The following is a 14,633-nucleotide window of genomic DNA, read 5'->3' as shown; positions in this document are numbered from 1 at the left end:
TCTAGGCTCCCGGTGCGCAGATGATTATATTGGCAAAATGGTCCGAGAGCGCCGCGATTCCGAACAACGTCCGTCTCCCGAGGCACTGCTGGAAGCCGCGCGCCGGGAGGAAAGCGCGAGCGGCAAGCTGAAGATTTTCGTCGGCGCGGCTCCCGGCGTCGGCAAGACCTACGAGATGCTGCAAAGTGCCCATGCCAAGCGCAAGGCCGGCATCGACGTCGTGGTCGGCTTCGTCGAGACCCATGGCCGCGCCGAGACCGAGGCGCTGGTGCGGGGGCTCGAAGTCGTCCCGCGCAAGAGGCTCGACTACCGCGGCCAGACGATCGAGGAGATGGACCTCGACGCGGTGATCGCGCGCCGGCCGCAAATCGCGCTGGTCGACGAGCTCGCCCACACCAACGCGGCCGGCAGCCGCCATCCCAAGCGCTATCTCGACGTCGAGGAGCTGCTCTCCCACGGCATCGACGTCTACACCGCCGTCAACATCCAGCACATCGAGAGCCTGAACGACGTCGTCGCCCAGATCACCCATGTCCGGGTGCGTGAGACGGTGCCGGACTCGGTGTTCGACCGCGCGGATGCGATCGAGCTGATCGACCTCACGCCCGACGACCTGATCCAGCGGCTCAGAGAAGGCAAGGTTTACGTCCCCAGGCAGGCCGAGCGGGCGCTGGAGCATTATTTCTCGCCGGGCAATCTGACCGCGCTGCGCGAGCTCGCGTTGCGCCGCACGGCCGAACGGGTCGACGAGCAGCTCCTCACCCACATGCAGGCGAACGCCATCGCCGGCCCCTGGGCCGCGGGCGAGCGTATTCTCGTCTGCGTCAGCGAGGATCCGCGCGCCGCCGGCCTCGTGCGCTACACCAAGCGGCTGGCCGACCGGCTGCATGCGCCGTTCACCGCGATTTCGATCGAGACGCGGCGCTCCCTCCAGCTTTCCGATGAGGAGCGCGACCGGCTCGCCGACACGCTGCGGCTCGCCGAAGCGCTGGGCGGCGAGGCACTGACGATTCCCGCGGTCGGCCGCCGCATCGCCGACGACGTCGTCAATTTCGCACAGGGCAACAACGTCACCCAGATCGTGATCGGCAAGTCGACGCGTTCGCGCTGGTTCGAGATCACGCGGGGCTCCGTCGTGCATGACCTGGTGCGCCGTGCCGGCAATATCACGGTTCATGTCATCGCCGGCGACGATGTGCCGGGCGAGGCGGCGCCCAAGACCGCGGTGCAGACCGCGGCGCGGACGGAGCCGTTCGATCCGCTGCCCTATCTGAAGGCGCTCGGCATCGTGCTGATCGGCCTCGGCGCCGCCGAGCTGATTCAGCCCCGGTTCGGCATCGAGAACGTGGACCTCGTGCTGCTCACGGCCGTGGTGGCGGTCGCGGTCCGCTACGGCCTGTGGCCGTCGCTGCTCGCCACCGTCGCGGCCTCGCTGTCCTATAATTTCTTCTTCCTGCCGCCGATCTACACCTTCACGATCACTGATCCGACCAACGTCGCCGCCTTTGTCCTGTTCATGGTGGTGGCGATGATCGTCTCCAATGTCGCCGCGCGCGTGCGCACGCAGGCCGACACCGCGATTGGCCGCATCAGGACCACCGAGCAGCTCTATGCTTTCAGCCGCAAGCTCGCCGGCACCGCCACGCTCGACGACGTCTTGTGGGCGACCGCCTATCAGATCGCGCTGATGCTGAAGGTTCGCGTGGTGCTGCTGCTGCCGGAGGATGGGCTGCTCACGGTGAAGTCCGGCTATCCGCCGGAGGACCAGCTCGACCAGGCGGACCTTGCCGCCGCCAACTGGGCCTGGAGCAATGATCGCCCGGCCGGTCGCGGCTCGGACACGCTGCCGGGTGCGAAACGGCTGTTCCTGCCGATGCGCACCGGCCGCGGCCCGATCGGGGTGATCGGCATCGACAACGACCGTACCGGCCTGTTGCTGACGCCGGACCAGCGCCGGCTGCTGGACGCGCTGGTCGACCAGGGCGCGCTCGCGATCGAGCGCGTGCTGCTGGTCGAGGACATGGACCGCGTCAAGCGCACCGTCGAATCCGAGCGGCTGCGCTCGGCACTGCTGACGTCGATTTCGCATGACCTCAAGACGCCGCTCGCCTCCGTGTTGGGGGCGGCCTCCACGATGCGCGATCTGGCAGGTGCCTTGTCCGACACCGAGAAGCGCGACCTGCTGGCCACCGTGATCGACGAATCCGAGCGGCTCAACCGTTTCATCGCCAATCTGCTCGACATGACGAAACTCGAATCCGGCGCCATCGTGCCCAACACGGCGCTGCATGATCTCAGCGAGATCGTCGGCAGCGCACTCCGGCGGGCAGCCAAGATCCTCACGGCGCACAAGGTGGAGCTGGTGCTGGCCGCCGATCTGCCGATGCTCCAGCTGGATGCCGTGTTGTTCGAGCAGGTGCTGTTCAACCTGCTCGACAACGCCGCGAAGTATTCGCCGGCAGAGACGACGATCTCGATCAAGAGCCAGCGCGAGCGAGATCAAGTGGTGCTCCAGATCGCCGACGAGGGGAGCGGTATTCCGCCGGACGAGGTCGAGAGCGTGTTCGACAAGTTCTATCGCGTGCAGAAGGGCGATCACGTTCGTCCCGGCACCGGGCTCGGGCTCGCCATTTCCCGAGGCTTCGTCGAGGCGATGCATGGCACGATCTCGGCCGCCAACCGCAGCGACCGGAGCGGCGCGGTCCTCACCATCCGTTTGCCCGTTCCGGCACAGACCCACGCATTGGATACCGCCGCATGAGTGCCGCCCCGATCAAGGTTCTGGTCATCGACGACGAGCCACCGATCCGCAAATTGCTGCGGATGGGGCTGACGACGCAGGGCTATGAGATCCTGGAAGCGTCAAACGGCAAGATTGCGCTGGAGAGGCTCACCGAGGAGCCTGCGCTGATCATCCTCGATCTCGGCCTGCCCGACATCCAGGGCCACGAGCTGCTCCGCACCATCCGGGCCCGCAACGAAGCGGTGCCGATCGTGGTGCTGTCGAGCCGGGGCGACGAGGCCGGCAAGGTGCAGGCGCTCGATCTCGGCGCCGACGACTATTTGACCAAGCCGTTCGGCATGGACGAGCTGCTGGCGCGCCTGCGCGCCGCGCTGCGGCACCAGCTCCAGGTCCAGGGCGAGCGACCGATATTCCGCACCGGCGATCTCTCGGTCGATCTCGTCCGCCGCATCGTCAAGGTCGGCGAGCGCGAGGTCAAGCTGTCGCCGAAGGAGTACGACCTCCTGCGCGTGCTGGTGCAGCATGCCGGCAAGGTGCTGACCCACCGCTTCCTGCTCAAGGAGCTCTGGGACGAACTGACCGACGCGCAATATCTCCGCGTCTACGTCCGCCAGCTCCGCCAGAAAATCGAAGCCGATCCGGAACGGCCGCAATATGTGCTGACGGAGACGGGGATCGGGTACCGGCTGAAGGCGGGGGATTGACTAAGCCGTCGTTCCGGGGCGATGCGAAGCATCGAACCCGGAACCTCGAGATTCTCAGGTGCGCAATTGCGCACCATAGTTCGCCTCTTCGAGGCGCCCCGGAATGACAAGCTAACCCGCCTTCCTCTGTCGCGCCGTCGACCGGTGCACCTTCTTCGCGGCTCGTCCCCGTCCAGGCGTCCGCCGCCCATGCGACTTGGCCGACGGCCGTCCCCCGCCGCGCCCCCTCAGGCTCTGCTTCAGCGCATCCATCAGGCTGACGACATTGCTCGGCCGCTCCTCCGGTTCCGGCAGCTTGATCGTCTTGCCGCTCGCCTTCCGCTTCACCAGCGCCTTCAGCGCGGTCTCGTACTGGTCCTTGAACTTGCTCGGATCGAAATGCGCAGCCTTGGTGTGCAGGATGTGACCGGCGAGCTCGACCATGTCCTTGGTGATCTTCGGGCTCTTGATGTCGTCGAAGAACTGGTCCTCGTCGCGCAGCTCATAAGGATAGCGCAGCGTGGTGCCGAGCAGGCCCTTGCCGAGCGGCTCGATCGCCATGACATGCTCGCGGTTGGTAAGCACGATTTTTGCAAGCGCGACGCGCTCCTGGTCCTTCATGGCGTCGCGGATCACGGCAAAGGCGTCGATTGCGGCCTTGCCGTCTGGTGCGATGTAATAGGGATGGTCCAGGTAGCGCTGGTCGATCTCGTCGCTCGGCACGAAGCTCTCAATGTCGATGGTGTGGTTGCTCTCGATCTGGACCGCCTCGAGCTCCTCCGGTTCGATCTCGACATATTTGCCCTTGCGCAGCTCGTAGCCGCGTCCCTTCTGGTCGCTCTCGACGACGTCGCCGGTTTCCGAATCGACCATTTGCTGCTTGAGGCGATTGCCGGTTTCGCGGTTGATCATGTGAAACCGGGTCTTCTCCGCGGCGGTCGTTGCGGGATAGAGCACGACCGGACAGCTGACCAGCGACAGCTTCAACGTTCCCTTCCAATAGGCGCGGGGGGCCATTCCATTCTCCAGCGTTTTCAAGGCGTTTTGGAACTCCAACCGGCGCGTCGGGTTTTGGTTCCGGATGGGACTTTTGCCGTGATAGGCTTGAAGCCGAAAGAGATGCGGGACCGGTCGTGCTGCGAAAACTCTCCACCTATCGACAGAAGCGGGACTTCGAGAAGACCCCTGAGCCCTCCGGCGAGGCCGCGGTAGCCTCTTCGAAACAGCGACGCTTCGTGATCCAGAAGCATGACGCCAGCCGGCTGCACTACGATTTCCGCCTCGAGTTCGACGGCGTGTTCAAGTCCTGGGCGGTGACGAAGGGCCCCTCGCTCGATCCGCACGACAAGCGGCTGGCGGTCGAGGTCGAGGACCATCCGCTCGACTATGGCGATTTCGAAGGAACGATTCCGGAAGGGCAGTATGGCGGCGGCACGGTCATGCTGTGGGACCGCGGCACCTGGGAGGCCGATGATCCCGAGCGTGGTTTCAAGAAGGGCGACCTGAAGTTCACGCTGCACGGCGAAAAGCTGCACGGAAGCTGGGTGCTGGTCCGCATGCGCAACGATCGCGATGGCGGCAAGCGGACCAACTGGCTGCTGATCAAGCATCGCGACGAATATGCCCGCGAGGGCGAGGACATCCTTGCCGAGGACAAGTCAGTCGCCTCCGGCCGCGCGATGGCGCAGATCGCCGAAGGCAAGGGCCGCGCGCCAAAGCCGTTCATGCTGGCGAAGGGTGCCAAGGGCAAGGCCGATGCAGTGTGGCAATCCAACCGCGTCGAGGAGACGAAGGGGCGGACCGTCGCGCCGGCGCCACGCGCCGCGTTGAAGGCCGGCAAGACCGTAAACAAGGCCGCAAAGAAGAGTGCCACGGCGGCTACGAACGCCAAGACGGTCGCGGACATGCCGGATTTCGTCGCGCCGCAGCTCTGCACGCCGGTCGAGCGTCCGCCGGCCGGCGACGGCTGGTGCCACGAGATCAAGTTCGACGGCTATCGCGTGCAGCTTCGCATCGAGGATGGCAAGGCGACGCTGAAGACCCGCAAGGGTCTCGACTGGACCGACAAGTTCGCCTCCATCGCGAAGGAGGCGAATTCGCTGCCGGAGGCCATGATCGACGGCGAGATTGTCGCGCTCGACCACAACGGCGCGCCGAACTTCTCCTCGCTCCAGGCCGCGCTGTCGGATGGCAAGACCGAGGACCTCATCTTCTTTGCCTTCGATCTCCTGTTCGCCGAAGGCCGCGACTATCGCCGCCTTCCGCTCAGGGAGCGTAAGTCGCGGCTCAAGGAGCTGCTGGAGGCACAAAAGCGGAAATCGAACCAGATCCGCTATGTCGAGCATTTCGAGAGCGGCGGCGACGCCGTGCTGCAATCGGCCTGCAAGCTCGAGCTTGAAGGCGTGGTGTCGAAGAAGCTGGACGCACCGTACCGGTCGGGACGGACGGAGAGCTGGACCAAGGCCAAATGCCGCGCCGGCCATGAGGTCGTGATCGGCGGCTGGAAGACCACCAACGGCAAATTCCGCTCGCTGATGGCCGGTGTGCATCGCGGCGATCACCTCGTCTTCGTCGGCATGGTCGGTACCGGCTTCGGCGCCGACACGGTCAAGCGCATCATGCCGTCCCTTAAAGCCATGGAGGCCAAGGACAGCCCGTTCGGCGGCAAGAACGCGCCGAAGAAGACGCGGGACGTGCACTGGCTGAAGCCGGAGCTCGTCGCCGAAATCGAGTTCGCCGGCTTCACCGCCGACGGCAACATTCGCCAGGCCGCCTTCAAGGGGCTGCGGCAGGACAAGCCGGCCGAGGAGGTCGAGGCGGAGACGCCCGCCGATACCGAGCTCGCCAGGCCGTCTGCTGGAAAGCGCGTTCCTGCGAAGTCCGGAAAGAAGAAAGATGCCGGCGCTGCCGAGGTCATGGGCGTCGTGATCTCGAAGCCGGACAAGGAGCTGTGGCCGGATGGCGGCGACGGCGAGGGCGTTACCAAGCTCGATCTCGCGCGCTATTTCGAGGCGGTCGGCGGCTGGATGATCGAGCACCTGAAGGGGCGACCTTGCTCGATCCTGCGCGCGCCCGACGGCATCGGCGGCGAGACATTCTTCCAGCGCCATGCCATGCAGGGCACCTCGAACCTGCTCGAGCTCGCCAAGGTGTCCGGCGATCGCAAGCCGTATTTGCAGATCGATCGCGTCGAGGGCCTCGCCGCGGTCGCGCAGATCGGCGGCCTCGAGCTGCATCCCTGGAATTGCGCGCCTGATGCGTATGATACGCCGGGCCGGCTGGTGTTCGATCTCGACCCCGCGCCTGATGTCGGTTTCGCCGATGTCGTCGAGGCGGCCAAGCAGATGCGGCAGCGGCTCGCTGACGTTGGCATGGAGAGCTACTGCAAGACCACCGGCGGCAAGGGCCTGCATGTGGTGGTGCCGCTGCTCCACGGCGCGCGCGACCAGGTGAGCTGGAAGGAGGCCAAGGCGTTCGCGCAAGGAATCTGCCAATGGATGGCGGATGACGAGCCCGAGCGCTATCTGCTCAACATGTCGAAGAAGCTGCGCAACGGAAAGATCTTTCTGGACTATCTGCGCAACGATCGCCTGGCGACGGCGGTGGCGCCGCTATCGCCCCGCGCCCGCGACGGCGCGACCGTGTCGATGCCTGTCACCTGGGCGCAGGTGAAGGGCGATCTCGATCCGAAGCGATATACGGTGCGGACGGTGCCGGGCCTGCTGGCGCGTTCCAAGGCGTGGGAGGGCTATGACGATGCGGCCGCGTCGATCAAGCCCGCGATGAAGAAGCTTGCGGGGAAGATGAGGTAGTCGCTCTTTTAAACGTCATTCCGGGCTGCGCGAAGCGCAGACCCGGAATCCAGAGGTTTGCGGCGCGAGATTCCGGGTTCGCGCTTGCGCGCGCCCCGGAATGACCGACTTGGCTAGATCCGTCCGAGCAGCAGCAGGATCAGCAGGATGACGATGACGAGTCCGAGGCCGCCGCCGCCGTAATAGCCGGTGCCGTAGAACGGCCCGCCGCCGATGCCGCTGAAGCCGCCGAGCAGGGCGATGACCAAAATGATCAGAATGATCGTACCGATAGACATGCTAGTCTCCTCCAGCCCTCTGTTGAAAGGGTCGTTTGCACCTGTCCCTTTGGTGCGGGGGCAACTTGCCGCAGGTTTTAAAGTTCCGGTTTTGAAACGGGGCGACAGGTGCAAGTTGCATGGAACCTTTGCCGCTCGGGCCGGCATGATGAATGAGATTCAATCAGCGTAGGGCACGGCCATGTCAGCACCGCTTGTCGTTTCAATTCCCCATCGTCTCGGCCGCGAGGAAGCGGTGCGCCGGCTGAAGTCCGGGCTTGGCCGCGCGGCGGCGAGCATTCCCGTGATGCAGGTGGAGGAGGAGCGCTGGAGCGGCGACAGCATGACCTTTCGCATCCGCGCACTCGGGCAGATTGCCACCGGCCAGGTCGACGTCGCCGACGACCACGTCAAGGTGCAAGTCGTGCTGCCCTGGCTGTTGCAGCGCTTTGCCGAGATGGCGCAGGCGACGATCCGCAAGCGCGGGCAGTTGCTGCTGACCAAGGACGGGGGAAAGTGAGTTTCAGGCGCGCACGCGCTGCCGCGCAGGCCTGATGGCGCCCGCTGTACGGGCCTCGATGACGGCCGCGGGAAAATCACGAAGAGCCTGCGCGACCGGCAGCTCGTTACCCGCAAGTCCCGGCGCGGCGTAGCCGGTGATGTCGATGGTGGCGTCAAAACCTTCGAGCGCGGGCCATTCCCGGCCGCCTTGCGAAAATGGCGCGAACAATCGCCCGACCACGACAATCGCCGCAGCGCGGTCGTGGCGACGGGCGAAAGCGATGACATGATCGGCGTGCGCGCCATGGACGTCCAGCGACTGGTAGTCGCCTTGCGTAAAAACGCCGGCGAGCTCGTTGCGCAGCTTGAGGAGGTGCCGCGTCCAGGCCAGCTTGAGCTGGCCATCCGGCCAGGTCTTGATAAGGCTGCTCCAATCCGGACCGGACAGCGAACCAAGCGCCGTATCCCGCGCGGAAAAATCCACCGGACGGCGGTTGTCGGGATCGACCAGCGTCAGATCCCAGAATTCGGTGCCCTGGTAGAAATCCGGGACGCCCGGCAGCGTTGCCTTGAGGGTGAGCTGGCTCAGCGAGTTCAACGCGCCGAGCAGCGCGACGCGGCGCGCCAGGGTTTGCAGCGCCTCCAGGAATTCGCGCGACTGCGCAGGATCGAGGATCTTCGCGACGAAGTCTCGTAGTCCGGTCTCGTAGGTCTCGTGCGGGTTGAGCCAGCTCGTCTCTTCCTTGCCCTCGCGGGCGGCCTTCAGCGCATAGGCCTGGATACGCTCGACGAAGCCGGCGTCCGCGGGTGTCTGAAGCGGCCAGGCGCCGAGCAGGGTCTGGTAGAGCATGTATTCGAACGTCGCCGACGGCGCGCGCAGATGGCCATGGAGCGCGAGATGCGGCGCGTTCAGCACCTTCCAGCGCGAAACTGCACTGGTCCATTCGCCGGGAATTTCGCTGAGCGCTGCGATCCGGGCGCGGGCGTCCTCGCCGCGCTTGGTGTCGTGGGTGGCGGTTGCCGTCATCCCTTGCGGCCATTCCTTGGCGCGCGCGCGCATGGCCTCGTGGAAGGCGGGAATGGCAAGGCCGGTGCTCGCGGGATCGCCGCCGACCTCGTTCAGCGCAAGCAGCCGGTGGAATTGGTAGAACGCGGTATCCTCCAGCGACTTCGCCATCACCGGCCCGGTGAACTGCTGCACCTTTAGCGCGAAGCGGCGCACGCGTGGGGCACTGTGCGGGGGCCGGCCGGGCTTGAGCAGGTCCATGGTGAGGGCATCGCGCAGGAAATCGAAGATGCCCTCGTCCGCGGCGAACCACTCTGCCCGGGCACGCGCGATGGTATCGTCGATCAGCTTGCGATCGTGCGCGGCAGGCGCGCCGGACGTGAGATAGGTGCGATAGACCGGGAAATGCAGCACGTAGAGCTCGAGCGCCTGCCGCAGGCTGTCGGCCGAGAAGTCGCGGGTCGAGTAATGCCCGTTGGCAATGCGTGCGAGCAGGCGCGTCAGCACGATGAATTCGCTGGTGAGCAGCGTCTCCAGCACCCGCCGCTTGGCCTCCTTGACGTAAGGCGCAAGCCGCGGTGGGCGATTGCTGACTTGCCGCCAGGTCTCGTCCAGCGCCTCCAGCCCCTTGGCGTCGACCAGCACTTGCGTGATGACGTTCATCCACTCATAGCCGGTGGTGCCCTGGATGCCGGCGAAATGCGGCAGGTGCTCGTGCTCGCACAGGATCTTTTCGATCACGGTGTAGAACGGCTTGGTGTTGCCTTGCGCGTCGCGCACCAGCCGGCGCAGCCGCTGGCAGTACTGGGCGGGATCGCGCAGGCCGTCGATGTGATCGAGCCGGATGCCGTGCAGCCTGCCGTCGGCCACGAGCTGCTTCACCAGCCGGTGCGTGGCAGCGAATGTGCCGGGGTCCTCGACGCGCAGGCCGGCGAGCCCGTTGACGTCGAAGAAGCGGCGGTAGTTGATGTCGCTGGAGGCGAGCCGCCAATGACCGAGCTTGTAGTGCTGGCGCTCCAGCAGATGATGCAGCGCCAGCGTCTGCGCCGGACGATCCTTGGCCGCACGATAGGCGGAAAGGCCGCTCGCGATGATGTCGGCCGCGCCCGCGATCTCCTTCAGCTCCGTCTTGAAGCCAGGGGCTTCCTTGCGGTTGGGACGGCGAAGGCCGGTGTAGCGGGCCGCGAGCGCGAGCAGGCGCTTGCCGGCCTCCGTCTCGGCGGCATCGGCTTCCTTCACGAACATCCGCAGCATTTCGCCATAGCGCTCCGGGGCGATCGGCAGGCGATGCTCGAAATACCAGGCAGAAAGGCTGCCTTCGCCGGCATCGTAGCGCAGCTCGATGTCGCCGCGCTCCAGCGCCTCGCCATAGGACGAACCGAGGATCGGCAGCAGCACGCCGCCGCGGGCGCGGTGGGGCAGCAGATCCCAGTCGATATCGAAGGCGGCCGCGTGCGGCGAAGTCGGTCCCCATTCCAGCACGTCAAGCCACCAGGGATTGTCAGCAAAGTGCACGCCGACATGGTTCGGCACGAAGTCGATGATGAGGCCGAGGTCGTTCCTGCCGAGTGCCTCGCTCAGCCGCGCAAAGCCGGCCTCGCCGCCGAGCTCCGGATTGAACTGGCTGTGATCGACGGTGTCGTAGCCGTGCGTCGAGCCCTTGCGCGCCTTCATCACCGGCGAGGCATACAGATGCGTGATTCCGAGCGATTTGAGATAAGGCACCACTGCGGCAGCCTTGTCGAAGTCGAAATCCGCGGTGAGCTGAAGCCGGTAGGTCGCGAGAGGAATGGCCGGAGGCATGTCAACCTCCGAGGCGCCAGACCACCGACCAGGGCGGAAGCCGATCGCCGGCCGCGCCGCCCCAGATCGGCGTGCCCGCATTGTCGGTGGAAATGATCTCGTGATCCGAGAGATTGGCGACGAGGCGCAGCGTCGTGCCGTCGCCCATGCGCCAATGCGCGCGGAGCAAGCCGCTATCGGTCGCCTCGGCGTCGCCGAAGCGCGCGCCTTTCAGCCGCGGCATGATCTCCTTGCGGCGGAGCGCGAGCAGGTCACGCACCAGAGCCAGCCGCGCATCCTGCTCCGGCGTGCGGCCGCCCCAATCGAGCACGGCCGATTGCAGTGTTGCCGGATCGAGCGGGTCGGGCACATCGTCGCCGTATTTCTCATAGGCCCAGGCATATTCCTGCCTGCGTCCCTTGCGCACGGCGTCGGCCAGCCCGCCCTGGAAGTCGCAGAAGAACGGGAAGGGGACCTTCGAGCCCCATTCCTCGCCCTGAAACAGCATCGGCACCATCGGCACCAGCAGCGTGACCGCGAGCGCGGCTTCGATCTGCCGCGGCGATGCCAGACTTTCGAGCCGGTCGCCGAGCGGACGGTTGCCGATCTGGTCGTGGTTTTGCAGGAAGTTGACGAAGGTCGCCGGCGGCAGCTCGCGGCTCGGCTCGCCGCGCGGCTTCTTGCCCCAGAACTCCGAGATCTCGCCCTGGTAGACGAAACCCGAGGCGAGCGCGCGTGCGAGATCCATGCGCGGTGTCTGGTAGTCGGCATAGTAGCCGGCGAGCTCGCCGGTGAGCATCACATGCCAGACGTGGTGATAGTCGTCGTTCCACTGCGCGCGATATTTGCCGTTCGGCGGCTCCTGCGCGGCGTCGAGCAAGCTGGCGCGATTGTCGCCGTTCTCCAGCACCAGATGGATGTGCCGCCCCGTGGCCTTGGCAAGCTCGCCGGCGGCGACGCTGAGGTCTTGCAGCATCGACTGCTCGCCGGGCAGCGCCATGATGTGGTTGGCGGCATCGAGTCGCAGTCCGTCGAAGCGATAATCGCTGAGCCAGGACAGTGCGTTCTCGACCGCAAAAGCTCGCACCTGCGGCACGCGATAGTCGATGGCGCTGCCCCAGGGCGTGTGCGCGTCGGTGAAGAAGCTCGGCGCATAGCGTCCGAGGTAGTTCCCTTCGGGGCCGAAATGATTGTAGACGACGTCGAGAAACACCATCAACCCGCGCAGATGCGCCTCGTCGATCAGCGTCTTCAGGTCCTCGGGCCGACCGTAAGCGCTGTCGGGCGCGTACCACAGCACGCCGTCATAGCCCCAGCCGCGGTAGCCGGCGAAATCGGCCAGCGGCATCAGTTCAAGCGCGGTGATGCCGGTCGCCGTGAGATGATCGAGCCTGTCGATCATGGCGCGGTAAGTACCTTCCGCTGTGAAGGTGCCGACATGGCTCTCGATCAGCACCGTCTCTTCCCAGGGACGGCCGCGCCAGTCGCGCGCGCGCCAGGCGAAGGCGTCATGATCGATCACCTCACTCGGGCCGAACACGTCCTCGGGCTGGAAGGCGGAAGCCGGATCGGGCACGTCGATCTCGTCATCGATCCTGAACTTGTAGGGACTGCCGGTGGTCAGGCCGGCGATCTCTGCCACATACCAGCCGTCCTGCCGGCGCTGCATCGCGTGCCTTCGGTCGAGCAGGAGATCGACCCGTCGCGCGCCGGGCGCCCACAGGCGGAACGACACGCCCTCCTTCGTCGGCCTCGCGCCGAAGGACGGCCTCATAGCGCCCCCGCGAAGGCGAGCACGGAGCGCGGCGGCGCCTTGCTGTCGCTTCCGGGCTGGAAGTCGATCGTGTTCAGCTTGGCATCGGTCGTGTTGAGGATCTGCTGCCAGCTCTTGTATTCGGTCATCTTGGGCAATTTGAATGCGATCTCTTCGGGAGCGGCGTTCAGGACGATAAAGATCGCGGCCCCGCCCGGTTCCATCGGCCCCATCACATAGGAGAGGAACCGCCCTTCCGGGAATTTCCAGTCGTTCTCCGTCATCTCCTCTCCGGCAGGCGTCAGCCACAGCGCGCCGTAGGAGAGGCCGTCTTTGGGGCGCCCGTCGAGCCAGCGATGGCTGCGAAGCTGCGAGAAGCGGCGGCGGATGTCGGCGAGACCGGCGACGAAATCGACCATGTCGTCGCCGTCCTTGCCGAGATTGCCCCAGCCGACCCAGCCGACCTCGTTGTCCTGGCAATAGGCGTTGTTGTTGCCGGATTGCGAATTGCCGACCTCGTCGCCGGCGAGAAGCAGTGGAACGCCCTGTGCCAGCATCAGGCAGGCCAGCACGTTCTTGCGAAGCTGGCGGCGCAGACCGAGAATCCCGGGATCGTCGGTCGGCCCTTCGACACCGCAATTGTTGCTGTGGTTGTCGTTGGAGCCGTCGCGATTGTCCTCGCCATTGGCCTCGTTGTGCTTCTCGTTGTAGCTGAACAGGTCGGCCAGCGTGAAGCCATCATGCACGGTGATGTGGTTGATGCTGGCGCGCGGCCGACGTCCGTCGTGGTTGAACAGGTCGGACGATGCCGTCATGCGGCTGGAGATGTCGCCGATCAGGCTGCCTTCGCCGCTCCAGTAGCGGCGCATGGCGCTGCGATAGCGGTCGTTCCACTCCGACCATTGCGAGGGGAACGCCCCGACCTGGTAGCCGCCAAGCCCGAGGTCCCACGGCTCGGCGACGAGCTTGACGGCGGCCAGCACCGGATCCTGCCGGATCGCGGTCAGGAGCGAGCTGCCGCGATCAAAACCGTTGGGCCCGCGCGCGAGGGTCGTGGCGAGGTCGAAGCGGAAGCCGTCGACATGGCAGACCTCGACCCAGTAGCGCAGGGAATCCATCACCATCTGCAGCACGCGCGGATGGGTGAGGTTCACCGACGAGCCGCAGCCGGTGAAATCGTCGTAATAGCGCGGGTTCTCGCGGTTCAGCCAGTAATAGGAGGCGTTGTCGATGCCGCGGTAGCACAGCGTCGGGCCGAGGTGGTTGCCTTCGGCGGTGTGGTTGTAGACGACGTCGAGCATCACCTCGATGCCGGCATCGTGCAGGCGCGCGACCGTGGTGCGGAAGGAATCGAGCGCGTTGTCCTGGGCGTAGCGCGGCTCGGGCGCGAAGAAGGACAGCGTGTTGTAGCCCCAGTAATTGGCGAGCTTCTTCTCGACCAATATGCGGTCGTCGACGAAACTGTGGATCGGCAGCAGCTCGATCGTGGTGACGCCAAGCTTCTTCAGATGCTCGATCATCGCCGGCGACGACAGGCCGCCATAGGTGCCGCGCAAGTTCGGCGGGACGTCGTCGCGCTTCTGCGTCAGGCCCTTGACGTGAGCCTCGTAGATGATCGTGTCTTCCCAGGCGATGTTGGGACGGATCTCGCGCCGGCCCCAGTTGAAGGTCTCGTCGACCACGACGGCCTTGGGCATGCCGCGCGCATTGTCGCGCCGGTCGAAGGACAGGTCCTCGCGCGGTGAGCCGGTGCGGTAGGCGAAATGCGCATCGCTCCAGACCAGTCGTCCGGAGAGCCGCTTGGCATAGGGATCGAGCAGCAGCTTGTTGGCGTTGAAGCGGTGGCCGTGCTCGGGCTCGTAGGGGCCGTGCACGCGATAGCCATAGAGCTGGCCCGGCGAGACGTCGTTGAGATAGCCGTGCCAGACGTCCTCGGTCCGTTCCGGCAATTCGACGCGCTCGAGCTCGCGGCGGCCTTGCGTGTCGAACAGGCAGAGCTCGACCTTCTGCGCGTTGGCCGAGAACAGCGCGAAGTTGGTGCCGCGTCCGTCCCAGCTTGCGCCGAGGCGTGCGGGCGATCCGGCAGTCAGGCGCAT

9 protein-coding genes are annotated in these 14,633 nt (G+C 65.7%); 4 read left to right on the top strand and 5 right to left on the bottom strand.

The window, feature by feature from the left end:
* Positions 1–37: 37 nt before the first annotated feature.
* Together ACE10W_RS31620 and ACE10W_RS31615 are read left to right on the top strand one after the other, a co-directional pair.
* Positions 38–2,761: a DUF4118 domain-containing protein gene (locus ACE10W_RS31620; RefSeq protein ID WP_375762385.1), complete on the top strand. Its 2,724-nt coding sequence runs from the start codon at positions 38–40 to the stop codon at positions 2,759–2,761.
* Positions 2,758–3,447 (top strand): response regulator, encoded by a 690-nt coding sequence (locus ACE10W_RS31615; RefSeq protein WP_375762384.1) that lies wholly within the window; start codon positions 2,758–2,760, stop codon positions 3,445–3,447. The genes ACE10W_RS31620 and ACE10W_RS31615 overlap by 4 nt, the downstream gene beginning before the upstream one ends.
* A gap of 111 nt (positions 3,448–3,558) precedes the next feature.
* Here ACE10W_RS31615 and ACE10W_RS31610 read toward each other — a convergent pair whose 3' ends face one another.
* Positions 3,559–4,443 (bottom strand): Ku protein, encoded by an 885-nt coding sequence (locus tag ACE10W_RS31610; protein ID WP_375762383.1) that lies wholly within the window; start codon positions 4,441–4,443, stop codon positions 3,559–3,561.
* 116 nt (positions 4,444–4,559) lie between these two features.
* On the opposite strand from ACE10W_RS31610, the gene ligD reads away from it, so the two are divergent.
* Positions 4,560–7,238: a DNA ligase D gene (ligD, locus tag ACE10W_RS31605; protein ID WP_375762382.1), complete on the top strand. Its 2,679-nt coding sequence runs from the start codon at positions 4,560–4,562 to the stop codon at positions 7,236–7,238.
* A 113-nt stretch (positions 7,239–7,351) separates the two neighbouring features.
* Here the strand turns inward: ligD and ACE10W_RS31600 are convergent, their stop codons facing one another.
* Positions 7,352–7,516, bottom strand: a complete 165-nt coding sequence (locus ACE10W_RS31600) for a DUF3309 family protein (RefSeq protein ID WP_007595743.1) — start codon at positions 7,514–7,516, stop codon at positions 7,352–7,354.
* A gap of 181 nt (positions 7,517–7,697) precedes the next feature.
* On the opposite strand from ACE10W_RS31600, the gene ACE10W_RS31595 reads away from it, so the two are divergent.
* On the top strand, positions 7,698–8,015 hold the full coding sequence (locus tag ACE10W_RS31595) for a polyhydroxyalkanoic acid system family protein (protein WP_375762381.1): 318 nt from the start codon (positions 7,698–7,700) through the stop codon (positions 8,013–8,015).
* Positions 8,016–8,018: 3 nt separating this feature from the next.
* Here the strand turns inward: ACE10W_RS31595 and treY are convergent, their stop codons facing one another.
* The 3 genes from treY to glgX are packed head-to-tail and all read right to left on the bottom strand — an operon-like array spanning position 8,019 to position 14,633.
* The gene (gene treY, locus ACE10W_RS31590) at positions 8,019–10,805 is read right to left on the bottom strand and encodes a malto-oligosyltrehalose synthase (protein ID WP_375762380.1); all 2,787 of its coding nucleotides are present in this window, start codon (positions 10,803–10,805) and stop codon (positions 8,019–8,021) included.
* Between the two features lies 1 nt (position 10,806).
* A complete protein-coding gene (treZ, locus tag ACE10W_RS31585; protein ID WP_375762379.1) occupies positions 10,807–12,558 on the bottom strand; it encodes a malto-oligosyltrehalose trehalohydrolase in 1,752 nt (583 codons plus the stop codon).
* The gene (glgX, locus tag ACE10W_RS31580; protein ID WP_011089508.1) at positions 12,555–14,633 is read right to left on the bottom strand and encodes a glycogen debranching protein GlgX; all 2,079 of its coding nucleotides are present in this window, start codon (positions 14,631–14,633) and stop codon (positions 12,555–12,557) included. The genes treZ and glgX overlap by 4 nt, the downstream gene beginning before the upstream one ends.

The sequence above is a fragment of the Bradyrhizobium sp. B025 genome (genome assembly GCF_042257955.1).
In the GTDB taxonomy this organism is placed as follows: Bacteria; Pseudomonadota; Alphaproteobacteria; order Rhizobiales; family Xanthobacteraceae; genus Bradyrhizobium; species Bradyrhizobium diazoefficiens.
The sequence above is the reverse complement of the archived record's forward strand: the minus strand, read 5'-3'. Positions and strand labels throughout refer to the sequence as shown.

Coding starts and splice junctions, on each gene's coding strand:
- ACE10W_RS31610 (WP_375762383.1), bottom strand. CDS start 4,443: ATGGCCCCCCGCGCCTATTGGAAGGGAACGTTGAAGCTGTCGCTGGTC.
- ACE10W_RS31595 (WP_375762381.1), top strand. CDS start 7,698: ATGTCAGCACCGCTTGTCGTTTCAATTCCCCATCGTCTCGGCCGCGAG.
- treZ (WP_375762379.1), bottom strand. CDS start 12,558: ATGAGGCCGTCCTTCGGCGCGAGGCCGACGAAGGAGGGCGTGTCGTTC.
- ACE10W_RS31600 (WP_007595743.1), bottom strand. CDS start 7,516: ATGTCTATCGGTACGATCATTCTGATCATTTTGGTCATCGCCCTGCTC.
- glgX (WP_011089508.1), bottom strand. CDS start 14,633: ATGCGCCTGACTGCCGGATCGCCCGCACGCCTCGGCGCAAGCTGGGAC.
- treY (WP_375762380.1), bottom strand. CDS start 10,805: ATGCCTCCGGCCATTCCTCTCGCGACCTACCGGCTTCAGCTCACCGCG.
- ACE10W_RS31620 (WP_375762385.1), top strand. CDS start 38: ATGGTCCGAGAGCGCCGCGATTCCGAACAACGTCCGTCTCCCGAGGCA.
- ACE10W_RS31615 (WP_375762384.1), top strand. CDS start 2,758: ATGAGTGCCGCCCCGATCAAGGTTCTGGTCATCGACGACGAGCCACCG.